This window comes from Micromonospora sp. NPDC005710 (assembly GCF_040630995.1).
Taxonomy (GTDB): domain Bacteria; phylum Actinomycetota; class Actinomycetes; order Mycobacteriales; family Micromonosporaceae; genus Micromonospora.
Window position 1 is genome coordinate 61806 of the sequence record NZ_JBEXYP010000005.1, and the last position, 25365, is coordinate 87170.

Below are 25365 nucleotides of genomic sequence, written 5' to 3' on the forward strand. Positions count from 1 at the left end.
ATGGCGGAGGATTCCGGGCCCGGGGTCGTCGACCTGCCCCCCGACCTTCAGCGGCTGCTGAAGGTCGTGGTCGGCATGGAGTGGCCCGAGGGCAACGAGGCGATGTTGCGAAGCATGCACCGCATGTGGAGCGACCACGGTGACGTCCTGCGCGCGCTTCGCGACGACATGCCCGGACTGGCCCGTTCCCTCGGCGACTCGATGACCGGGTCGGCCGCCACCACGTACACCGATCTGGTCCGCTCCGACCTCCCCGCCGTCCTGGAAGCCCTGGCCAGCGTCACCGAGGAACTCGCCAAGACCTCGATGAACGCCGCCGCGGACATCCAGAAGACCAAAGTGACGATCATCGTGCAGCTGGTCGTGCTGGCGGCGTCCATCGCCTGGCTGCTGGCCACCCTGTTCGGTGCCCTCTTCATCCCGGTGGTGGTCGCCACCGCGCGCGGCATCCTGTACGCGATCATCCGCACCCTGATCACGGAACTGGCCGCCGAAGTGGCCATCGGCTTCGGCGTGGACCTCGCCACCCAGCTCGCCCAGATCGCCCGCGGCCTGCGCATCGGCGGTTTGGACACGCAGTCGTTGCTGGTCTCCGGTGTCGGCAGCGTGATCGGTGGCGTCGCGGCGGGCGCGGGTCGCCTCGTCGCCGGCGAGGCGGCCCGGCACCTGGCCAACACGTGGACGAGCACCACCCAGAGCATCACCTCGGACGGCATGCGCCAGATCACGGACATCGGCTTCAAGGGCGCGTACGGCGCGATCTCCGCCACCGCGCAGGGCGCGGGTGGGGCCATCGCGGACGCGAGTACCGGCGCGATCTTCGGACAGGGGTTCAACTGGGGCTCGGTGACAGCGGCCACGATCGGCGGCGCGTCCGAGGGTGGGCCGTCCACTGGCGGCCGCAGCGGTGGGGTCGGCGAGGTGGTGGTGCCGACAGTGGACGGCCTCCCCAGCTACGCCGAAGTGGTCGGCGAGTCTGACGCGAAGGCCGGCGACCAGGTCGGGGAGAAGTCCGACGCGAACGCCCCGGAGGAGTCGGACGAGACGGGCCTGGCCAGGTCTGGTGAGCCGAACGCCGACCAGTCCACCTCGGACGGTAAGACGTCGGCGGTACCGCAGGCCGCGTCCTCGTCAGCGTCGACCGCGTCGGTCTCGACGTCGACCTCACCCTCGGCGGCCTCCTCCGTGCCGCCGGCGGCCTCGTCGGCCGCAGCTCCGGCGGCACCCTCCGGGTCGACCCCGGCGGCGGCGTCGTCGGTCGCGCCGTCGACGCCCTCCTCCGGGTCGACGGCTTCGGTGGCCTCGACGTCGACGCCGTCCGCTGGTGTCGCGTCCGCCCCGTCCGCTTCCGCTGCCTCGGCGTCCGTCCCCTCGGCGGCCTCCGTGGCGGGAGGCTCGACCGGCGCGGGTCCCGGCGCAGGGGGAGGAATCTCGGCAGGACCGTCGGCGGGGACCGCTCAGGCGGCCGCCGCCCCGGGCGGGGCCGCGGCGGCGGTCTCCACGCCTGGCTCGACCGCCGGGAGTACGCCCGTCGCGACCGTCGGTGGTGCGTCGGCGGGGCAGACCGGCGCCGGTTCCCCGTCCACCGGTTCGGCGTCGCCGCCGACCTCGTCGTCGCCCGCTGGCACGCCCGCCGTTGCGGGTGGTGCGGCGGGTACGACCGGCCCCACCACCGCAGCGCCCAGCGCCGCCCCCTCGGCCCTCGGCAACTCGGCGCCGACCCCGACGGCATCCGGACCGGCCGCCACCTCGGCCCCTGGCGTGTCCGCCGCCACGACCCCGACGGCGGGCTCGACCACCTCACCGTCGGCGACATCGCCCTCGTCGACAGTCGGGTCCGGCGCCCCGGCAGCCGCCTCGACGACGACGGCAAACCCCGCCTCGGCATCGACGCCGCCGTCGGGCACCCCGCAGTCCTCGGTGGCCTCCGGGCCGGGAGCGCAGCCGCCCACCTCCGCAACCGCCTCGCCGCCCACGGCCACCCCGGCGTCGCCGGCCACCCCGGCGTCGCCGGCCACCCCGGCGTCGCCGGCCACCCCGGCGTCGCCGGCCACCCCGGCGTCGCCGGCCAGTACCGCTCCGACGGCTGGGCCGCCACCGGCTACGACATCCATTCCGACACCGACCACATCCTCGACGTCGCTTCCGCCCGGGACCCCCACCGGGACGCCGGTCGCGTCGGGAAGTCCGACCGCGACGGGAACTTCGCCCTCGGCCCCGTCCACGTCTGTGACCCCAGCCGGGACAGCGACTCCGGCCGGGAGCACGACACCCACCACCACGCCCACGAACGCGGCTCCGGCGCCTAACTCGACATCGACGCCGGCTCCGAGCGCGACGCCAACCCCGACCTCGACTCCAACGGCGCCCTCACCTCCGACGGCGACGCCGACCGCGACGCCGACTTCAACCCCGACCGCGACGCCGACTGCAACCCCGACCGCGACGCCGACTGCAACCCCGACGCCGACGCCGAGCGCGACCTCAACCCCAACACCTGCTGTCACGCCGACGACCGCGATCGGAGACGGCGCTGGGGGTAGGCCGGCGCCGGTCGTCTCGACCGGGGATCCCGCGACGGGCCCCCGGCCGCACGCCCCGACCTCGACCACCGGCCTGAGCCTGACACCCCAGGTCGCCGGCCCTGTCCCAGCGGCCCCGGCCCGCGACAACGGCGGCGGCGACGTGGGTGGTGTCGTGTTCGGCTACCCGCTGCCGCGCCCAGACGTCCGTCCCACCACCGATGTGGAGGCGACGTCGACGCCGGCAGCCACGCCGGACGAGGCGGGCAGCGCCGCACCGAGCGCCGCCGACGTCGCGGGGGCCGTGCCCGTCGATCGGCGCGGCTGGGTTGCGGTGGGCGACCCGCTGACAGTGGACCAGATGCGGGAACGCTTCCCGTACGTGGACCGGGTCAACCCGGACCGGTCGCTGTTGAACTGCGTGTTCGCGGCGATCGTCACCGATCTGCTGGTGCACTCCGGTGGGCGCGGCCGGTTCGAGGCGCCCACCTCGGTCGCCACCGAGGTGGGGGTGCTGGGCTTCTACGCGGGGCGGCCGGTTCAGGAGGTCGACGGTTACCAGGCCGTTGTCGACGCGATGAGCGCGTCACGACCAGGCTCGCGCGGGGTCATGGTGGTCAACGCTGCCACCGGGTCGGTGGCGCACGCCGTCAACGTGGTGCGTACCGAGCACGGGGTCTTCTTCCTCGACGGCCAGACGAACGCCCCGGCGACCGTACCGCCTGATCCGTCGCGGGTCCGCTTCGTCGCCACCACGGCCGACGTGCCGGCACCCGCCGTCCCGGCGGCTCCGACGCCGGTAGTGGACTCCGACGACCTCGCCGGCTCGGACCACGCCGCGTTGTTCGGCCTGCAACCGCTCGGCGGCCGGCCGCGCGACCTCGTCGCCGCGATGCTCGCCGCGGCGGACCTCCAGCAGGAGCCGGGTCCGGTCGCGCACCGCTGGGGTACTACCGACCCCGGCCGTCTCGCCGACGGCCTCGAACTCCGGCTCGTCGTCGTCGGCGAGGACGGCGCGCTGCGGGCCTACGGCACCCCCGGACAGCCCGAGGCGTACGTCGCGCGCAGCGGCGCCGGCTACCTGCCACTGACCCCGACCGCCGGGCGCGAGCCGGAGCTGCCAGGGGACGGTGACGTCGAAGCGATCGGACGGTCCCAGGGACTGACCACTCCCGACGGCGGAGAGCCGGTACGCACAGTGGCGTCGGACCTGCTCGACGCCCACGACGGCGGCCTCGACCGGTACCGCTGGACGCTCGACGGTCACCGGGTGAACCTCAGCACGCTGCTGGCGCTGCCGTCGGTGCATCGTCACCTGCCCCGATTGCTCGCAGACGGTCTGGTGGTGCGGTCGGACCGGACGGGCCCGCGGGCACACCGCTTCGAGCTGCGGCTGACCGGGCGGCGCGCGAGCGGTCACGACCTCGGTGTCGACCACCTCACCAGCCGGGTCGACGTCGGCGTGACACTGCGCCGCGTCGGCCAGGTGCGCGGCAGCACCACGCGTGAGTGGCAGCAGATGGTCACGCTCACCGAGCAGTTCCGGCGAACCGTCCCACTGCTGCCGCTGCCGCCGTCCGGGATGCCGGAGCCGACCGGCGTACCGTTTCCGGTCACTGCCGATCAGCTGCACAGCGGCTCGGTGACCGTCGGCGCGGTGCGCACCCCGTCCGATCGGGCCCGTCCCGGGGAGTTCAGCGACGCCGTACCCCTCGGGTTCGTGCGGCTCGGTGACCATTACCGCCTCGTGATCCGGGCCGTGCAGAACGAGGGTCCGGTGGAGCTGCTCCTCGACGTCACCGCCGTCGCGGAGCTGCGGGACCACTTCGCCGGGCCGGGTCTGGAGGGCCTGGCGACATACGAACGCCCACCGGGGTACGCGGAGCCGACCCGCAGCCTCGACCAGGAACCGGAGGGTGTCGAGCCCGCCGGGTGGGCCGCACTGCGCGACGACCCGGCCGTCGACCTGGACCGGCCCCGGTGGGATGCGCTCACCACGCTCGCCCCGGACGTGCCCGCCGCACGGCTGCTCAGCTGGATCCGGGCGATCGGCCACACGCCCGGCGACCTCACCGCCCTGGCCGACCGGATCGGTGTCGCCCCACGGTCGCTGCTGACCCTCGCCGTCGACATCGGCGTCGACCCGCGGGCGCTCACCGTGTTCGCCAGCCGCCTCGTACGGCTCGACGCGATCACGGTGCCGGAGCTGCGCGACACTCTCGACCCGTACGGGCGGATCACCGACGACGACGTGGTGGCGATCGCGGACATCGCCGGCCGGTTGGGCCTCGACGCCGACGCCCTACCGGCGCTCCTCGACTTCGTCGCCTACGACGTGCCGTTCGATCTGCTCACCGCGCTACCGGACACCCTGCTCGCCGCGGCGATGGCGGTGGCCTGGCTACGGCACGACATCGACACCCGGCCCGACCGGGCCGCCGAGGCGCTCGGCCTCGACGACAGTGACCAGGTCGAGGACCTGGCGATGGCGCTGGGCGTGCTGCCCGGCCACCTGGCGGTGATCGCACCGGAGGTCCGGGATGCCGTGCTTCCGGACCTGGACGTGCCCGGTTCGAGCGGCGCGCCGACGGCCGGGCGGGCCGAGGCCGTCCGCGAGAATCTGCGCCGCAGCGGCTACCTGCCGCACGACAACGCCGCCGGCCTCACCCGTCAGTTGACCCTGGCCGGTCGGCTCGGCTTCCACCCCGGTCAGCTCTCCTTCCTGCTGCCCTCGCCGCACATCGTGATGCTGGCCCACGAGTTCCTCGTCGACGTGCCGCTGCAACGTGTCGAACTCACCCTGCGGCTGCTCGCCGAGGACCTGACCCGCCCGTCCGAGGCGTTGCTGACCGGTCTGCCACGCACCGAGGTCAGCGACGCCGAGCTGACCGAGTGGGCGGACTCGCTCACCAGCACCGACCTCGTGGCCGAGGAGTTCCGGGCCAGCGCCCGTGCGCTGCTCGACCGGCCGTGGGGCGACCTGCGGGGGGCGACAGCGCTCGGCTACCGGGCCGGCTCGTCGGAGCTGAACCGCTTCCTCGACGTCGCCCAGGTCGCGGTGGCCAGCGGCCGGATACCTGTGGACCTGCTCCGCATCGCGCACCGGCTGAACCTGTCGGCGGACACGGTGCTGGTCGCGGCCCGTGTCATCGGCACCGACCCGCGATACCTGCACCCGTTCACCGCGCCGCTGCTACGCAGCGAGCTACCCGCGTCCCACCCGGACCACCAGAGCGTCGCGGACGTCGCCGAGCTGCTCCGGACGTACGCCGCCCGCCGGTCGCCGCTGCACGACGAGTCGTTGCGCGTCCCGTGGATGTTTCGGCAGGCGGCCCGGGGTGCCCTCGGCGCGTGGGGCGCGGTGGTGACCCCGGCGGTCCTGGCCACGGCGCTGGGCCAGTTGGGGCGCGCGGAGGTGCCCGAGTTCCACACCGACGCGTTGCACGATCGGGGCAGGCAGCTCAGCGAGGCGAGGCAGCGGTTCGCCGACGACCTGCCCGCCGACCGGATCGGCGCTCTCGGTGACCTCGGTGGTCTGCTCAACCGCTGGATGGCCGGGCTGCGGCAGATCACCGGCATGCATCAGGCCGTCGACGCGGCGGCCCCGGGCAGCCGAGATCCGCTGCGCAACGCGGTGGTGGCGCGCGACCGGCTGGAACGCGCGATCATCCACCTGCTGGACGCCGAGGCGCGGCCGACGCCGGAGCTGCGCGCGGCGTGGGCGGACCGGGATCAGGCCGTGCGGGATCTGACAGTGGAGCCACCTGCCCGGCTGTCCCGTACCCTGCCCGGGTTGCTCCTCGCGGTCCTCACCGCCGACGCCCGGTACGCCCGGCTGCTGTCCGCCGCCGTCGCCGCGAACCTGCGGCAGCGCCCCGAGCTTCGCGAACCGGATGGCACACCGCACCCCGCCGTCGCCGAGCTGGCCGGCGCTGTCGAGTCGGTCGGGAGGACGTTCGAGGCGATCCTGCAGGACCAGCCGTTCTTCCAGCGGCCGGACGACCTGAGCGCCCTGGAGCTGGACGAACGTCTCGCCAACGCGTTGCCGGACACGCACGGCAGCGCCGTGCAGGGGCAGCGCTCCGGTGAGGCGTGGCTGGGGACGTACTGGGCCCGACGGTTCGCCGATCCGCGGTTCGACGCGTCCACCTTCGCTCTGGATCACCAGGCGCGGCCGTGGCTCGACCACGGTGCGGTCCTGGCGCTCGCCCGCGCCGCCGGTCAGCCGCCCTGGACCGTCCACCGCCTGGTCGCCGACGATCTGGAGCGGACCCCGGTCGAGCTGCTGGACCCGGCCAACCGGCACGGCGTCCCGCTCGGACGCCTGCTGGAGTACGCCAGCCGCTGGTACCTCGACCCGGCCGTCTTCGGCTTCCTGGACCGCGCCGCCCTTGCTGACGACGACCGGCACGCGGAGTACGCCGCGCAGCTCGAGGACCACCTGAACGACCGGGACAGCGTGGTGACCGCGCTCGTGTTGGCCCGCGCGACACAGGGGCGCTTTGCCGGTCCTCCGGCGGACACCGTGCTGTTCGACGACCCGACGGCCGTGGTGCTGAGCATGGGTCTGCCCCGTGCCTGGGGGACGGGCGACCCGGTCCCGCGCGAGGCGCTGGTGGAGTTCGCCGAGCTTGAGGTGTCGCTCATCGACCTGATGGACGTCCAGGAGCCGTCCATCGTGCTGGGCGCCGAACTCGGCGTGCCGGCGATGTGGGTGGCCCTGGTCGGCACGCGGGTCGGCCGGGTGCCGTTGGACCTGGCGGCGCACGCGGCGCGGCTCGGGGTGGCGGACCCGCTGCTGCTGTTCGCGCTGGTCGCCGAGCTGGGCGTCGACCCCGCCGTGTTCACCTCGGCCGACGGGCTGCGGGCGCTGAACGACCCCGCCCCCGCGGAGGACCGGTACGCACCGGTGCGCGCCCTGCTGACGGACCCGGTGACCGGCCCGCGACTGGCTACCGCGTGGACCCGACCGGGGTCCCGGGTCGATCCGGTACCGGGCGGCGACCGACCGCCACGGCCGTTGCCCGAGTCGGTGTGGCAGATCTACCGGACGACCGGCCGGGTGCCCACCGACATCGTCCGGCTCGCGGCCAGCGCGTTCCTGCACCCGGCGGTGCTCGCCGACGTCGCGGCCGACCTGGGGATGGACCCGCGCGTGGTGTCGGTGCTGGTGCAGTCCCTACCGGACGGCCCGCAGCGGGACCTGGCATCCACCGCGCCGCCCGCGCCGCGTGTCGACCGGGCCGCCCGGGTACGCGACGTGGCAGTGGAGTGGACGGACCGGCTCGAACGCCGCTGGTCGGTCACCGCCGACGAGATCTTCTCGCTCTTCCATTTCCTTCGAGGTGAGGGGCACGCGCTCACCGTCCTCGACAACGGGTCGACCGCCCAGGTCACGGACCTGCTGACCCAGTGGCGGGCGGAGCGGGCGGCCCGGCAGGGACGCCCGGCCCTGACCACACCGGCGAACTCGCTCGACTTCGACGAGGCCGTCAACTCCGCGGACGCCGGCCCCGGAATCCGGCCCATCGAGGACCCGCCAGGTCTGCTGGATTTCCTGCGGGCCATCCCGGGCGTCGAGGTCACCGACTTCGCCGACGCCGCGCAGGCGGACGTGGCGGCGCAGTGGGAGGCAGCCGGAGGGCGGACCAGCGACCCGGCCGACGACTCGTCCGACAGCGACCCGTCCGACAGCGACGCGAGCAGCACCGTCGACGCGCTGACGCCGGCACGGCGATCTCCCGCCGAGCCCGGGGCGATCGGCGACCCCGAGGGCGCAGCTCGGCCTCGGCTCCCGGCCGGCGAGCTCGTCGGGCGGGCGCTGCCCGGTCTGGGTCGCGCCGGTGGCCGCGACCCCGAGCGGCTGCGGCAGTGGGTGGCCGCTGTGGAGCCGGATCGGCCCGGCGAGGAGGTGACGCTGAGCGAGACCGACTGTGTGGTGCGGGCGTACGCGGCGTTCGTCGCCCTGCACGGCCGCAGCGCGAACGTGGTGGACAACCGGGTCGCCGCCGCGCCGGAGTCGATGACGGTGCGGGACCTTCAGGAGCTGTTGAACGGGTCGCTGCGGCCGTTGGCGGACTGGCCCGCTCTGGTCGACGGGTTGCGTGCCACTCCAGGGGCGATGGCGCTGATCCACCTGCCCGCGAACGACCTGGTGCTCGCGCCGGACGCCGGCCCGGCTCGTGGGCACGTCTTCTGGCTGTGGTCGGACGACCGGGACGGGACTCCGACGCTACGGGTGATCGACACGCAGCGCGGTGGTCTGCTCGCGGACGAGGCGTTCACCGGTGCGCCGGACACCAGGTGGGAGCGGGCGTTGACCGGACACGGCGTCCGTGCCCTGCTGCTCGACGCGGATGGCCGGCCGGCGACGCAGTTCGTGCCCGTCTCGGCTGGCCGCCTCCGGACGCAGTCGACGCCCGAGGTCGAGGGCCGGCCACCGACGCAGTCGACGCCGGACCGGTCCGCCGTGGACGCGCTGACCCTGGCGTCGCGTTCGCCCGCCGAGCCGGGCGTGCTGGGCCTGCCGGGAACCCGCCACGGGACCGGCTCGGACGCCGTGGCCGCCGCCCTGAGACTGCCCGATCGCCACACCGGCCGGGATCCGGACCGGCTGCGTGGCTGGGTGCGCATGGTGGAGGCGCAGCGCCAGACGGCGTCGCTGGAGCACGACGTGGCCCGCGCGTACGGCGTGTTCGTCGCGATGCACGGCCGGTCGGCGAACGTCGTGGACAGCCGCATGTCGGCCGACGCCGCCACGCTCACCCTGCCCCAACTGCAGCAGCTCCTCGGAGGCCAGCCGCGCCCAGTGAACAACGTGCGTGGCATGCTCACCGCCCTGCGCGACGCGCCCGGCGCGATGGCACTCGTGCACGTGCCCGACCGTGAGCGCGTCTTCTGGCTGTGGTCCGACGACACCGGCGACAACCCAGCCCTCCGGGTCGTCGACCCTGCCCACCCCGGGTCGTTGGCACTTCCCGCACCCGGCATGCTGCCGCAGATACTGGGGACGCCCGACGTCACGGTCCTCGCCCTGGACGCGGACGGCCAGCCCGCCGGCCCCCCGTCGGTCGACACACTGCCACCGCCGGCCGCAGCAACCGAGGACACCACGGTGCCCTGGTATCTCCAGGACGGCGCGCTCGGCCAGTTCACCGTCGTGGCCGCGGGCCGGCCGGCCACCACCCGCACCGGCTCTCCCGCGCAGATCGCGCGGAGCCTCGTCGCCGGACTGCCCGTCATCCCCGGCATCGCCACGACCGACGCGGCGGCGATCCGGGCCGGGGTGCGTCGGGAGATCACCCGGGCGTTGACCGCACCGGAACACGGCAGTGACCCGTCCGATGTCGCCTACGAGCAGTACCTCGAACAGTGGGACGAGCGGCTCACCAGCGGCATCCACCTGAGCGCCGGTGACCGTCTGGTGTGGATCCTCCCGGTGCCCCGGGAGGCCCGCCCCGCCCCGCCCACACCCAAGAAGGACGCCCGGGTCTACAAGGTCAGCTTCGGCTCCACGTCCCGGGAGTGGACCAGAGACCGCGAGCGGTCGTCGGGCAGCGCCTTCAGCCCGGACACCGCGCTCTCCGATTTCAGCAGGTACCTGACCCGGATCATCTTCCAGGTGCCGGACGTCGCCTTCGCCAGCCACCGTGAGCAGGGCAGCTCGGAGAGCCGCAAGGTGGTCGCCGGGCGCCAGATGTTCGTGAACGCCTCCACGCCGTTCCAGGCCGGCCTGGCCTTCACCGTGTACGTCGACGGCCGGCTCTGGGCCACCACAGCGACCCGGCCCGCCTCCGACGACCTGCTGCTCATCCAGTTCCCCACGCCGTACACGCAACCCGGGAACGGGCGACTGGACCCGGCTCGCGCCGACGTGCCGGTGGACCTGCCCGCGCCCCGCACCTCGTACGCCGATCGGGTGATCAACGCCCTGGCCACCGAACAGTTGATCACCAGTTGGCACCGGGCCCTGCGGGAGAGCCTCGACGCGGACGAGGCCGTTCCGTTCGCCGAGCAGGGTGTGGCGCAGTTGCTCAACGAGCGGACCGCGCTCAACCGCAACCGGCGCCTGCTGCACGGATCGGACCGCGTCACCGGCCTGCACCACGGCGGTAAGAGCATGGCCCTGCACCTGATGCTTCAGCCGGTGAGCCTGCAACACCTCGGTGACGCGCCGGACGTGGCGGTCCGCGACGACCTCGGCGTCATCGCGTCGACGGGCACCAGCGCCGACGGCGCCCACAAGGTGGCGGTCACCGGTGAGGTGGCCTCGTACGGCATCAGCCACATCCCCCGACCCCCGGCGACGCCGGGGGGCAAGACGCCCAAGGACACGCGGTGGCAGGGCACTGTCGGCGCCGGGGTCAGCGGCAGCACGGGCCGCGACGCCGGGGTGCAACTGGGTGAGAGCGTGCTCAACCACACGGTGTTCAAACGCAAGAGTGCGCAGACGCGGTACCGCCAGCAGTTCGAGGCGGTCCTGGTGACCCGGCTCAGTTCCGGCGAGGTCCGGCCGGTGGTGCTGCTCGGGATGCCCGGCGAGGTCGGCGTCTGGCAGGAGCAGCGCGGCGCGTACGAGCAGGCGTTGCTCGGTGCCCCGATGGACGGTCCGATCGTGGCGGTGCCGCCGGCCGCGCGGCGGGTCGGGCGGCTCGTCGACGAGGAGGAAATTCGTAACCGTCTCGGGCCGCGTGCCGTCGAGGTCCTGACCGGTGGTCGGGTGGTTGATCCGAAGACCCGACGGTTGATGCCGTTCGTCGAGACGCCGCAGATACGGGGCCGCTACCCGGCGACGCCCGTACCCGGCGAGCCTCTGGCCCTGGCCGCCCGACGCGGTCTGGGCCCGACCGCACCGGTCTCGCTGCCGGGTGCCGAGATCGTGCTGGACACCGCCGTCGACGGTCTGCTCACGCTGTCACATCGTGAGGACTTGCCCGTCGACGTGCTCGCGGACCTGGAGATCCACATCGGGCGCGACGCCATGGAGGCGGACCCGAGTCGGTTCCAGACCGGCGACCCGTTCCAGGTGATCATCGAAGGTGTCCCCTACGACGTGCTCGTTCTCGCCTACCTGGAGGAGTTGCGGGACACGGCCGCGTATCCGATGGACGTCAACCTGCGCGCGTTGCAGGGCAGCTCGGTGGAGGGCTCGGTCGGCACCTCCAGCGGGGTGGGCGGCGGTTTCGGTGGCGGCGTGCTCGTTCCGTTGCCGCTGAGCGACTGGAAGTTCCAGCTCGGGTCGGCGGAGATCCAGGGCGAGTGGGAGTGGTCCCGCTCCGACGCGTACGACGGCACGATCAAGCACTACCGGCGTACCGAGACGACGGGGGGTGTGACCGAACTCCGGTACCGGACGATCTACGAGGTCGTGCTGCGCCGCGCGCCGACTCCGGACCACGCGGCGGGTCCGCGGGTGACCTACCTGATCGGTGACGAGCCGACCGATCCGGGCGAGCCGGACGTCGCCGCGCTGCGTACTGTGCTGCCCGACGAGCACCGGTTGGAGTCACCGGTCACGCCGGGCGAGCTGGACCTTGCTGGCCGGGTGTCCAACGTGACCTTCCGCGAGTGGGACCATGCCGATCCGATCCCGTACGAGAAGGAGTCCGCGGCGGGGGTGTTTCCCTTCCTCACCGGGCTGCCCGAGGTCGCCGCTCAGGCCGCTTACGCGTTCCAGCAGCTCAACAACCTGGATCGCCGGTGGTTCGCGGAGCCGCTGAACTGGCCGCGTCCGTTGTGGGGCCTGGGCATCGCCAGCCAGGCTGCCGGTCGTCTGGCCGAGATGACCGACGGCTTCGGCTGGCTGATCGCGCTGCCCGACGAGGGCGGTCACCACCAGGCCGTACGGGTGCAGGTGCGGGCGTTCAACCCCGAGCAGACCCGGGCACCCTCGACCGTCGAGATCGAGCACTACCAGCAGTTCAATGCCGGTCACAAGTGGTCGCACGACGCGGGTCGGAGCGTCGATGTCAGCATGTCCGGTGGCCCGTCCATCCCCGTCGGCGGGTCCGGCAAGGACGCCGCCCGCCCCGGCCAGGACGGACCGGTCGGGCCGGACCGCCCGCAGATCGGCGGCGGCGGTGGCGGACCGGTGCCGGGCGGCGACGAGGGTGGTCGTGGCCGACTCTCCTTCGGGCCGTCGCTCGGCTACCGGCGGTCCCGCGAGGACGGCGTGTCCGACGAGTCCGGGTACATCGACATCACCCGGGCCACCTACGGCGGGCTCACCCAGCACCATCGCAGCGACCTCGTCTTCAAGATCACTGCGGAGCGGTGGGACGGTGAGCAGGGCGAGGTCACCCGGGGTGTGCGCTACCTGCGCGTCAACCTCGGCAAGGACTTCATCACACCGGACCGGCTCGCGGCGGCCCTCGGGCTGCCCGGCGCCACCACCGTCACGCCGGCCAGCCCACCGGCCCGCCGCCCGGTCGACAGGGAGCCGGTCCGGGCCTGGTCGCACCCGGAACGGCTCACCGCCAGCACCGTGCTGCCCGCCGTCACCCATGCGTTGTCAGCCTGGAAACTGCTGCCGCGCCGCGCCAATCCGGCCGAGCTGCCGCCGAACCTCCTCGTCCGAGCCCTCACCGCCCGGTTGCGGCCCGCAGCCCTGGACGGGCAGTTCGCCACCCTGACCGGCTCGGGCATCCGGGTGTGGCAGCCGATCGTCGCCGACGGGAAGATCCGGTTCCTGCTCGTCCAGGTGACCGGCGACCTCCAACCGCCCACCGCCGACCTGCCCCGCGACGACGTCAACCTGACCGAACGCAGCGAGGCGGTGACGGCGCACTCGACCGAGACCGGCCACACCGGCACGCTGCACGTGACCGGACTGGCACGCGCCCGAGGCGACATCGGGCCCCGGGCCGACCTGGTCGGCGAGCTGCGGGCCGAGTGGGAACGCACCACCGGCGCGGTCAGCGGCCTGACCGACGAGACAAAGGACATCATGCGGCTCGGCATGCGCCAGTCGCACGAGTTCACCCACCCCGTCACCTTCCGGGTCGACATCGGCCTCACCACCGAACTGCCGCAGCTCCTGCGCTTCCTCACCACCACCGGTACCAACCTCTACCGCGCCCTGGAAGGTCTGGTGCGGCGCGACGCCGGCTCGTGGAGCCGCTGGTCGGCTGACGCGCCGGTGGTGGGCCGGGCCGCCTGGTGGGAACGCACCACCACGATCACCGACATCACCGCCGACTGGCGAGTGCTCGTCCCGGCGTACCTGACGATCCCGGACGTGCCCTCGACCGCCACCGGGCCAGCGAACGGCAGTTGGGTGCCGGCCGGCCCGTCCCGACCGGCGGCGCGGCCCTCGATCCGGGTCGAGCGGGGCCCACACCCCGCGCGACCCGCCCTCAACACGGCGGTACTGGCCGACCCCACCTTCACCCCGCAGACGATGCGCGCGGTCGCGGAAGCCGCGCACGCCTGGGCGAAGCTGGTCACCGAACCGCTGCGGACCTGGCCGGACGTCTTCGACGAGGACAATCCTCCCCAGATCGCTCGCAAGGGTGACCTCAGCTCGCTGGAGCGCGCTGTCGCCCACCACACCTCGGACCGCCAGCTCAACCGGCGCTTCGAGGACCTTCTCAACCACCGCTACGAGGTCGGGGACACCGGTATCCGGCTCGGTCTGGACCTCCGTGGCTCGTCGTTCAACGTGGACCTCGCCCCGGACGGAACGGTGTCGCCGCGCGGCTTCGCCCACAAGGGCCGCACGTACCGGCAGCGGGACACCAAGCCCAGCTACGAGGTCTCCGAGAGCACCAGCTCGTCGGTGGGTGCCGGGGCGGCGTTGAGCGGCACGCTGGGTGACGCCCGCACCGGCCCCGGCGGCTCCGGAACCCGTGGATTCGGCAGCGGCCGGGGCAGCGGGGGCGAGATCAGCAACGTCGGTGAGCGCAACAGCGAGCGGCTGACCCAGTACCACCTCATGCGCTACGACGTGACACTGGTGATCTACCCGCCCGGCAACCCGGGCCATCGGCTGCTGATCGACGAGGACGGCGCGCTGTTCGCGGTGACGACGGTGCGCCCGAACATCGCGTATCAGCCGTCGGCCCGGTTCGCGCCGACGGTCGACGACCCGGTGCAGGGCATGGAGCTGGGCAGCCGCATCGACAGGGTGGCGCCCGGTCGGCCTGCGCTGACAGCGGCGCCGGCCGCCCGGCCGATCGTGCCGGTGCGGGCTGCGCCGCCCAGCAGGTTGGACGAGACGGACTTCCGCCGGACCGTCGACGAGGTGGCCGACGCCGGGCAGGTGGCGTCCGTACGCGCCAATCTGCTCTCGCTGGCGGAGTGTCTGGCGTTGGCCGAGCGGATGGTCAACCGGCTGTATCCGTCTGCGACACCGGAGTTGCACGCGTTGCGCCCGCGTCGGACGCAGGAGGCCGACGCCGCCGGGTCCTGGTTGACCGGGCAGAGCGACTGGACGCCGGTGACGGACTGGGACGCCGTGGTCGGCGAACTGCGCGGCCGTCCGGGGTCGACGGCTGTGGTGCTGCTGCAACGGCCGAACCAGACGGTGCACCACATGTTCCTCGCGCACACCCTCACTGATGGTCGGGTGTTGTGGGCCGATCCGGGTCGGGTGGCCGGCGAGCGGGTCTTCGACCATCCGGGACGGTTCGCCGACGCCCGGCTCGAATCGGCCATCGCCGCTCGTACCCTGGTCATCGGTCCGGATGGCACCGTCGCGCCCGGCCGGTCCGTCCCGGAATCCTCCTCGACGGCCCGCGCGATGGTGGACGCACCGCTCGGCCACGACGTACGCGGTCCCGTCCCACGCCTGGGCCGGCCGGGAAACCGCCGCGGAACCGGCTCCGACGCCGTGGCCGCAGCTCTGACCCTGCCCGATCGCGACACCGGCCGGGATCCGGGCCGGTTGGGCGACTGGGTGCGTACGGTCGAGGCGCAGCGCCAGACGGCGTCACCGCAACACGACGTGGCCCGCGCGTACGGGGCGTTCGTCGCGATGCACGGCCGGGCGGCGAACGTGGTGGACAGCCGGCACTCGCCGGACGTCGTGCGGCTCACCCTGCCCGAACTCCAGCAGTTGCTCGGCGGCACGGTGCGCCCCTTGACCAACGTACCGGGCATGCTCACCGCGCTGCGGAACGCGCCCGGCGCGATGGCCCTGGTGCACGTGCCGGACCGCGACCGCGTCTTCTGGCTGTGGTCCGACGAGACCGGCGACGCCCCGGTCCTGCGGGTCGTCGACCCCACCCACGCCGGTCTGCTGGATCGGTCCGCGCCCAGCGTTTACCACGAGATGCTGCGCACGCCCGGTGTCACAGTGCTGGCGCTGAACGCGGACGGCCGGCCCGGCGGCGAGCCAGCCGCCGACCCTCTGCCCCCGCCGGCCGCGACGACGCACGGGACGACAGTGCCCTGGTATCTCCAGGACGGCGCGCTCGGCCAGTTCACCGTCCTGGCCGCCGGCCGACCGGCGAGCGCCCGTGTCGGTTCTGCCGCGCAGATCGCGAGGGCCTTCGTCGCCGGTCTGCCCGTCCTCCCCGACGTGCCGGCCACCGACGCGACGGCGATCCGGAACGAGGTACGGCGGGAGATCACCCGGGCGCTGACCGCCCCGGAACGCGGCGCCGGTCCGGCCGACTCCGCCTACGAGCAGTACCTCGAACACTGGGACGAGCGGCTCACCAGCGGCATCCACCTCAGCGCCGGCAAGCGTCTGGTGTGGATCCTGCCGGTGGCGAGGGTACCCCGACCGGCTCCACCCGCACCCGAGCAGGACGCCAAGGTCTACAAGGTCAGTTTCGGCTCCACGTCCCGCGGCTGGACCACTGACAGGGAGCGGCCGTCCGGCGGCGTCTCCAGCTGGGACACCGCGCTCGGCGGGATCAGCCGGCACCTGACCCGGGTGATCTTCCAACTGCCGGACATCACCTTCGGTAGCCAGCGTGAGCAGGGCAGCTCCGAGGGTCGCAAGGTGCTCGCCGGTCGCCAGATGTTCGTCACCGACTCCACGCCGTTCCAGGCTGGCCTGGCCTTCACCGTGTACGTCGACGGCCGACTCTGGGCCACCACGCCGACCCGGCCCGCCTCCGACGACCTGCTGCTCATCCAGTTCCCCGCGCCCTACACCGATCCGGCGAACGGGCAGTACCGCCCGGCCCGCGCCGCCGCTTCCACCGACGGCTCACCACCCCGTACCTCGTACGCCGACCGGGTGATCAACGCCCTGTCCACCCGACAATTGATCACCAGTTGGCACCAGGCGCTGCGGGAGGGCCTCGACGCCGATGCGGCCGCCGACTTCGCCCGGCAGGGCGTGGCGCAACTGCTCAACGAGCGGACCGCGCTCAACCGCAACCGGCGCCTGTTGAACGGCTCGGACCGCGCCACCGGTCTGCACCACGGAAGCACGACCATGTCGCTGCACCTGATGCTCCAGCCGATGAGCCTGCAACACCTGGGTGACACGCCGGACGTGGCGGTCCGCGACGACCTCGGCGTCATCGCGGAAGCCGGTACGAGCGCTGACGGCAGCCGGCACGTCTCACTGGCCGGCGAGGTGGCGTCGTACGGCATCAGTGCCATCGCCCGTGCACTGCCCAAGCCGGGCGAGAAGCTGCCCAAGGACAACAGGTTGCAGGGCACGGTCAGCGGCGAGCTGAGCGGCAGCGTCGGTCGCGACGCCGGGGTGCAACTGGGTGAGAGCGTGCTCAACCACACGGTGTTCAAGCGCACCGACGCGCAGACGCGCTACCGCCAGCAGTTCGAGGCGGTCCTGGTGACCCGGCTCAGTTCCGGCGAGGTCCGGCCGGTGGTGCTGCTGGGGATGCCCGGGGAGGTAAGCGTCTGGCAGGAGCAGCGCGGCGCGTACGAGCAGGCGTTGCTCGGTGCCCCGATGGACGGTCCGATCGTGGCGGTGCCGCCGACCCCTCGGCGGATCGGGCGGCTCGTCGACGAGGAGGAGGTCCGGAACCGTCTCGGGCCGCGCGCTGTCGAGGTTCTCACCGGTGGTCGGGTCGTCGACCCGACGACCCGACGGCTGATGCCGGCCGTCGAGACGCCGCAGATGCGGGGCCGCTACCCGGCGACGCCCGTACCCGGTGAACCCCTGGCCCTGGCCACCCGGCGCGGCCTCGGCCCGACCGCGCCCCTGTCGCTGCCCGGCGCGGAGGCGGTGCTCGACACCGCCACCGAAGGGCTGCTCGCCCTGTCACACCGCGACGAGTTGCCCGTTGACGCCATCGAGGACCTGGAGATCCATATCGGGCGCGACGCGATGGAGGCGGACCCGAGTCGGTTCCAGACCGGCGACCCGTTCCAGGTGATCATCGATGGCATCCCGTACGACGTGCTCGTCATCGCCTACGTGGAGGAGTTGCGCGACACGAGCGCGTATCCGATGGACGTCAACCTGCGCGCGTTGCAGGGCAGCTCGGTGGAGGGCTCGGTCGGCACCTCCAGCGGCGTGGGCGGCGGTCTCGGCGGAGGTCTGCTCGTCCCGTTGCCTCTGCAGGAGTGGAAACTCCAACTCGGGCGGGCCGAGCTGCAGGGCGAGTGGGAGTGGTCCCAGTCCGACGCGTACGACGGCGCGGTCAAGCACTACCGGCGTACCGAGACGACGGGGGGTGTGACCGAACTCCGGTACCGGGTGATCTACGAGGTCGTGCTACGCCGCGCGGTGACCCCGGACCACGCGGCGGGTCCGCGGGTGACCTACCTGATCGGTGACGAGCCGACCGATCCGGGCGAGCCGGACGTCGCCGCGCTGCGCACCGTGCTGCCCGACGAGCACCGGTTGGACCGGACTGTCACGCCGGGCGAGCTGGACCTGGCCGGCCGGGTAACCGACACGAACTTCCGTGCGTGGAATCAGGCCAACCCGATCCCGTACGAGAGCGAGTCCGCTGCCGGGGTGTTCCCCTTCCTGCCCGGGCTGCCCGAGGTCGCCGCTCAGGCCGCTCGCGCGTACGCGCAGCTCAACAACCTGGATCGCCGGTGGTTCGCGGAGCCGCTGAACTGGCCGCGTCCGTTGTGGGGTCTGGGCATCGCCAGTCAGGCTGCCGGTCGTCTGGCCGAGATGACCGACGGCTTCGGCTGGCTGATCGCGCTGCCCGACGAGGGCGGTCACCACCAGGCCGTACGGGTGCAGGTGCGGGCGTTCAACCCCGAGCAGACCCGGGCACCCTCGACCGTCGAGATCGAGCACTACCAGCAGTTCAGCGCCGGACACACGTGGTCGCACGACAGCGATAGGAGCGTCGGGGTCGGCATCTCGGCCGGTCCGGTCTTCCCGCTCGGCGGCTCCGGCAAGGCCGACGACCCGACCGACCGGGTCGCCCCGTCCGACCCGTCCCGCCGGCAGGTCGGTGGCATCGGCAGCGGCGGGCCGCTGCCCGGTGGTGACACCGCGGGCGAGGGCGGTCTCGGTCGCCTCGCCTTCGGTCCGTCCGGTGGCTACCGGTGGTCCCGCGAGGACGGGGTGTCCGACGAGTCCGGGTACATCGACATCACCAGGGCCACCTACAGCGGGCTCACCCAGCACCATCGCAGCGACCTCGTCTTCAGAATCAGCGCTGAACGGTGGGACAGTGAGCAGGGCGAGGTCACCCGGGCCGTCCGCTACCTGCGCGTCAACCTCGGCAAGGACTTCATCACACCGGACCGGCTCGCGGCGGCCCTCGGGCTGCCCGGCGCCACCACAGTCTCGCCGGCCAGCCCACCGGCCCGCCGCCCGGTCGACAGGGAGCCGGTCCGGGCCTGGTCGCACCCGGAACGGCTCACCGCCCGCGCCGTGCTGCCCGCCGTCACCCGCGCGCTGTCGGTCTGGAAGCTGCTGCCGCGCCGTGCCGACCCGGTCGACCTGCCACCCACGCTCCTGGTCCGCGCGCTCACCGCCCGGTTGCGGCCCGCCGCCCTGGAAGGGCAGTTCGCCACCCTGACCGGCGCCGGTCTGCGGGTATGGCAGCCCATCGTCACCGACGGGACGATCCGGTTTCTGCTCGTCCAGGTGACCGGCGACCTCCAACCGCCCACCGCCGACCTGCCCCGCGACGACGTCGCCCTGACCGAACGCAGCGAGGCGGTGACGGCGCACTCGACCGACACCGCGCACTCGGGCACCCTGCACGTCGGCGGACGGGCCCGGGCCCGTGGCGAGATCGCCTCGACGGCAGACCTGGCCGGCGAGTTCCGGGCCGATTGGCAGCGCACCACCGGCGCGGGCAGCGGCCTGGCCGACGAGACCAAGGACATCATGCGGCTCGGCATCAAGCAGTCGCACGAGTTCACCCAGCCCATCACCTTCCGGGTCGACATCGGCCTCACCACCGAACTCCCGGAACTCGTCCGCTTCCTCGCCACCACCGGTACCAACCTCTACCGCGCCCTGCAAGGACTGGTGTTGCGGGACGCCGGCTCGTGGAGCCGCTGGTCGGCCGACGCGCCGGTGGTGGGCCGAGCCGCCTGGTGGCAACGCACCACAGCGATCACCGGCATCAGCGGCGACGGGCGGCTCGTCGTCCCCGCGTACCTGACGATCGCGAACGCTCCCTCAGCCGCCAACGGGCCGGCGGACGGCAGTTGGGCGCCGGCCGGGCCGTCCCGGCCAGCAGCGGTGCCCGCGGTCCGGGTCGAGCGGGGTCCGCATCCGGCACCGCCAGCCCTCAACGCGGCGGTGCTCGCCGATCCCACCTTCACCCCGCAGTCGGTGCGCCCGATCGCCCGCGCCGCCCACGCCTGGGTCAAGCTGGTCACCGAACCGCTCCGGACGTGGCCGGTCACCTTCGACGAGAACCATCCCCCGGGCATCGCCCGCAAGGGCCACCTCAGCTCGCTGGAGCGCACTGTCGCCCACCACACCTCGGACCGCCAGCTCAACCGCCGGTTCGACGAACTACTCGAACACCGCTACCGGGTCGGTGATACCGGCATCCGGCTCGGTCTCGACCTCCGCGGCGCGTCGTTCAACGTGGACCTCGCCCCGGACGGCACGGTGTCGCCCCGCGGCTACACCCACAAGGGCCGCAACTACCGGCAGCGGGACACCAAACCGAGCTACGAGGTCTCCGAGAGCACCAGTTCCTCGGTGGGCGGCGGAGCGACACTGCGTGGCACGGGCGGCAACGTCCGCACGGGCCCGGGTGGCTCCGGGTACCGCGGCTTCGGTGGCGGCCGGGGGTACGAGGGCGAAACCAGCAACGTGGGCGAACGCAACAGCGAACGGCGAGCCCAGTACCACCTGATGCGCTACGACGCGACAGTGGTGATCTACCCGCCCGGAGATCCCGGCTACCGGCTGCTGATCGACCGGGACGGGGGGCTGTTCGCGGTGACGACAGTGCGACCGGACACCACGTACCAGCCGCCGGCCCGGTTCGAGGCGACGGTCGTCGACCCGTTACAGGGCATGGAGTTGGGCAGCCGGATCGACCCGGTGCTCCCCGTTCAGCCCGCGATCGTGCCGGTGCGCGCCGCGGCGCCGACCAGGTTGGACGAGTCGGCGTTCCGCCGGACGGTGGGCGAGGTGGCCGACGCCGGGCAGGCGGCGGCCGTACGCGCCGGTCTGCTGTCCCTGGCTGAGTGTCTGGCGTTGGCCGAGCGGATGGTCACCCGGCTCTACCCCTCGGCCACACCGGCACTGCACGCGCTGCGCCCGAGCCGCACGCAGGAGGCCGACGCCGCCGGATCCTGGCTGACCGGGCAGGCCGACTGGACGCCGGTGACGGACTGGGACGCCGTGGTCGGCGACCTGCGCGGCCGGCCGGGTGCGACGGCTGTGGTGTTGCTGCAACGGCCGAACCAGACGGTGCACCACATGTTCCTCGCGCACACAGTCGCCGATGGGCGGGTGCTGTGGGCCGACCCCGGCCGGGCCTCCGGTGAGCGGGTCTTCGACCATCCGGGACGGTTCGCCGACGCCCGGCTGGAATCGGCTGTCGCCGCTCGTACCCTGGTCATCGGCCCGGACGGCACTGTCGTGCCCGGCCGGGCCGTCCCGGAATCCTCCTCGACCGCCCGCGCAATGGTGGACGCACCGCTCGGCCACGACGTACGCGGCAGCGTCCCGCCCCCGGCGACCTGGCGTTCGGAGCTGCCGACCGCCAGCGCGGTGGTGGACCTCGCGGCGGTACGGGCCACCCTCGACGACCGTGCCGCGGCCGGCGACGACCCGATCCCGTACCGGATGGGGGAGGTCCTGCCGGGCGCCGACCCCTCCGGCCTCACCCTGACCCTGGGTACGGCCGGGCCGGTCGACCTGGCCGGGCTCTCCCCACGGCTGGCCGACCCCGCCGCGGTGACCGCCGCACCGGACGGCAACGGCGTCACAGTGCACCTGTCCGACACCCGCGACACCTGGACGGACCTGCGGGCGGTGGCCCGACACCTGCGGGCGTCCGGCCAACAGAGCGTCTCCGCCACTGTCGAGGCGGCGCTCGGGCCGGGCGACCACGGCGCGCTCGCGGGACTGGTCACCACCTACCAGGCGGCGCTCACCCGGATGGTCGGGGTCACCGCGACGACCGCCGACGCGCTGCGCGCCTCGCTGGCCCGGACGAGCCTCAACCTCGGCGTCCTGCAGGCCCAGATCCGGCTGGTGCACGCGCTGCGCGGGGCCGGCGCGGCCGCCGCGCCGGCCTGGGTGGGCAACCATCACTACTGGTGGTACGACGACGAGCCGGTCGACGTGTCGGGGGAGGCGCGCCGACTGCTGGAGATCATCGCCGCGGTCCTGCCCGACCACGCCGACCTGGCCGCCCTCGCTCTGCTCGCCGAGGGCGTGAACCCGGGCGACACCGTCCTCGTTGGAGAGTCATGACCATCCGCATGATCGGGGCCGGCGGCCGTCAGGACGTGTCGGCGGAGCATCCGGCGGACCTGCTCGCCGAACTGATCCCCGGGTACGCCGGGCTGTCGCCGCAGCGCCGCCGGGCGGCCCGGGTCCGGCACGCGGAGGGCTCCCTCACCCGGATCCGGCAGCGGCTCGCCGCCGCGTTCGGGCCGGACGGCGCGGCCCCGACGGTCCTCGTCGACACGCGGCACCCGCACTACCCCGCCTCGTCGGTGCTGTGGATACACACCGACGACGATGAGCGCTACCTCCGCTCGCTGGCCGTCGTCGGCGACATCTTCCTCACGGTGGACGAGGGGCGACCGCCTGCGGAGGCCCCCGACCCGGTGGTGTCGCACCCGGCCGACCCCCACCGCTGAAGGGGACGAAACATGCAGAGACGACGTCCGGTGGTGGGCCGGCGGGCGGAACTCGACGCCCTGTCCACCGCCGGGCGCGACACCACTGCCGCCGGGCGCTTCGCGCTGCTCCGGGGCGTCGCCGGCAGCGGGCGGACGGCACTGTTGCGGGCCGCCGCCGACGCCTGGCGGGACGAGGGTGTGGTGGTGCTCTCGCTGCCGCCGGCCGACCCGGAAGAGACCCCCGAGGGCGGGTTCGAGGCGCTGCTGCACACCGTCCGACGGCACTACGAGCTGCTGGGAGAGCCCACCCTGGCCGCGCCGGTGGCCGCCCTCGGCGCACTGTGCGCGTCGCCCACCGACCATTCGCCGGGCCGAACCGCCGCGCTGGCCCGGGAGGCCGCGACCCTGTTCCACCAGATCGGCCGCCACGGCCGCGCCGTCCTGATCGCCGACGACGCCGGCGGTACGCCGGGACGCGTGCTCGCGCTCGACGCCGCCACCCGGCCCGGTGTCCTGGTCGTCGCCGTCACCGAACCGGACGCGCCGGCCGCCGCCCGCCTCGACGCGGTGGCCGAGGTGGTCGTCGAGCTGCCGCCGCTCCCCGCCCCGGCGGTACGGGAGCTGCTCGACCGCCGACACGGCACCCCGGTCGACGACGCGCTCGTCACCGCGCTGGGGGAGGCGCTCGGTCCGTTGGCCGGGCACCCGGCCACAGTGGTGGCGACTGTCGAGGCGCTGCGTCAGGACGACCGACTCACGGTGGCGGGCGGGCACCTGTGCCTGCGCGACCCGCACGAGTCGATCCCGTTACCGCCGGGCCACCCGCTGACCGCCCGGCTGCACGGGTACGGCGCCGACGCCGTCCGCCTGGCCACGATGGCGTCGGTGGCCCGGTTCGGCCTGGCCGACCTGCCGCTGTTCGCGTCCGCGACGCTCGGCGACCCGGACGGGTACGGCGCGATCCTGGACGAGTTGGTGTGTGCCGGGGTGCTGGTCGCCGACCGGCTCGGCGGCATCGGGCCGCAGAGCCCCGCGCTCGCCGCCCGTCTCGTCCGCGACGCCGGGCCGCAGGCGGTGGCCCGCCTGCACCGTGCCTGCGCCGCCGCCCTGTTGCGCCGAACCGGCGCGGGCGAGGCCGGCGACCGGCTCCGGCTCGCCGACCACGTCACCTCGGCCGGTGCCGCGGTGCCACCGGACCGGCGTACCGCTGTCACCCTGTTGTCCACCGCCGTGCGGGCGGCCGAGCGGGAACCGGACCGCGCGACAGACTGGCTGAGCGCGGCGCTGCGGCACAGCGGCGGAGGGGACGCGGCCGGCGACATCCAGGCGCGGTTGCTGCGGCTGCTGGTCCGTACCGGTCAGTTCGCCCGGCTCGCCGCCGAGGTGGACCGGATCGCCGTCCGTGGCGTCACGGTGGCGGACCACGCCGACCTGGCCGCCGCCGCGCTGCTCGCCGCCCTGCACTCCGGCGACCGGATGTCGCGGCGGGTGCACACAGTCCTCGGCGGCCCGGACGCGATGGTGGCGTTCGGCGACGCCTGGCCGGCCCGCGCTCCCGCGCCGAGCGCCGAGGTGAACACCTCGCTGCTCGCGGCGCACGAGGTCGCCACCATCCGGCGGGCACTCACCGGCGGCCCGGTCGCCGACCCGCTGCTGCGCGCCGGGGGCCTCGGCGACGTGGTCGAGGTGCTGCGCCTGGTGCTTGGCGACGCCCGCTACGGCACGCCTGTCGACGGGGCGGCCGCGGCGTACCACCGGCTGCACCAGCACCGCTGTCGCGGCGACCTCGCCGGTGTGCTGTCCGCCGCCCGGGAGGCGAACCTGACCGGAGCGCCGGACCACGTCGTGCCACGGCTGGCCCGGCTCTGGGCGGCCGAGGCGCTGGCGCTGCGCGGGCAGACCGAGGCCGCCACCGAGTGGGTACGGTCGGTGCCGGACGAGCCGCCGTACGCCGCCCTGCTGTGGTCTGTCACGAACGGCCCCGGCGACGCGCCACGCGACGCGGCGGACGCGGCCGGGCGGATCGCCGCCGGCTGGAGCGCCTACGAGGCCCAGCGGGCGTCCGGCAGCCCGATCGGGGTCGAGCAGCTTCTCGTCCGGATCGCCGACCTCGGCGCCCGGTTCGGTGTCAGCGCGGCGGGCGACCGGCTGCGGGCCCTGCGCCGCACCGGCAGCCCACCGCTCACCACCGAGGCCACGTGCCTCCTCCAGGCACTGACCGACGGGGACCCGGCAGCCGCCGCGCAGAGCGTCGGCCTCGTGCGGGTACGCGGTCACCGCCTCGACCTGTGGCACGCCACGCTGGCGCTCGGCCGCGACGTCGACGACACCGGGACGTGGCTGCTGGAGGCGTACGCGCTGGCCCGGTCGATCGGCGCGCCCGCGGCCCGGTCGGCGGCCGCGGTGGCCCTGCGCCGGCGGGGGATGGCGCCGCCGCAGGCACGTGGGGCCCGACCCGCTTTCAGCGCCGTCGAGTTGCAGATCATCGAGCTGCTGCGCGGCGGAGGCACCAACCGGCAGATCGCCGCCCGACTACGGCTCAGCGAGAAGACCATCGAGAACCACCTGACCCGGCTGTTCGCCCGCACCGGCCTGCGCTCCCGCGTGGAGTTGGCCGCGGCGACAGTGGGGACGGACGTTCTCGGTGCGGCGTCCTGACCGGCTGACGAGAGAGGTACCA

At 73.8% G+C, this 25365-nt stretch carries 3 protein-coding genes; all 3 read left to right on the forward strand.

Features of this window, described 5'->3' with window-relative positions; genetic code table 11:
* From ABZ406_RS08650 to ABZ406_RS08660, 3 genes are read left to right on the forward strand one after another with little or no spacing between them, the layout of a single operon-like run.
* Complete coding sequence (locus ABZ406_RS08650) at positions 1-22311, forward strand: toxin glutamine deamidase domain-containing protein (protein WP_357757466.1); 22311 nt, start codon at positions 1-3, stop codon at positions 22309-22311.
* A complete protein-coding gene (locus ABZ406_RS08655; RefSeq protein WP_357757468.1) occupies positions 22308-22703 on the forward strand; it encodes a hypothetical protein in 396 nt (131 codons plus the stop codon). Before ABZ406_RS08650 ends, ABZ406_RS08655 begins: the two co-directional genes overlap by 4 nt.
* 12 nt (positions 22704-22715) lie before the next feature.
* Positions 22716-25343: a LuxR family transcriptional regulator gene (locus tag ABZ406_RS08660; protein ID WP_357757472.1), complete on the forward strand. Its 2628-nt coding sequence runs from the start codon at positions 22716-22718 to the stop codon at positions 25341-25343.
* The last annotated feature ends 22 nt before the right edge of the window (positions 25344-25365 follow it).

What these genes read in the sequence shown, in the direction of transcription:
- ABZ406_RS08650 (WP_357757466.1), top strand. Translation starts at nt 1, where the DNA reads ATGGCGGAGGATTCCGGGCCCGGGGTCGTCGACCTGCCCCCCGACCTT.
- ABZ406_RS08660 (WP_357757472.1), top strand. Translation starts at nt 22,716, where the DNA reads ATGCAGAGACGACGTCCGGTGGTGGGCCGGCGGGCGGAACTCGACGCC.
- ABZ406_RS08655 (WP_357757468.1), top strand. Translation starts at nt 22,308, where the DNA reads ATGACCATCCGCATGATCGGGGCCGGCGGCCGTCAGGACGTGTCGGCG.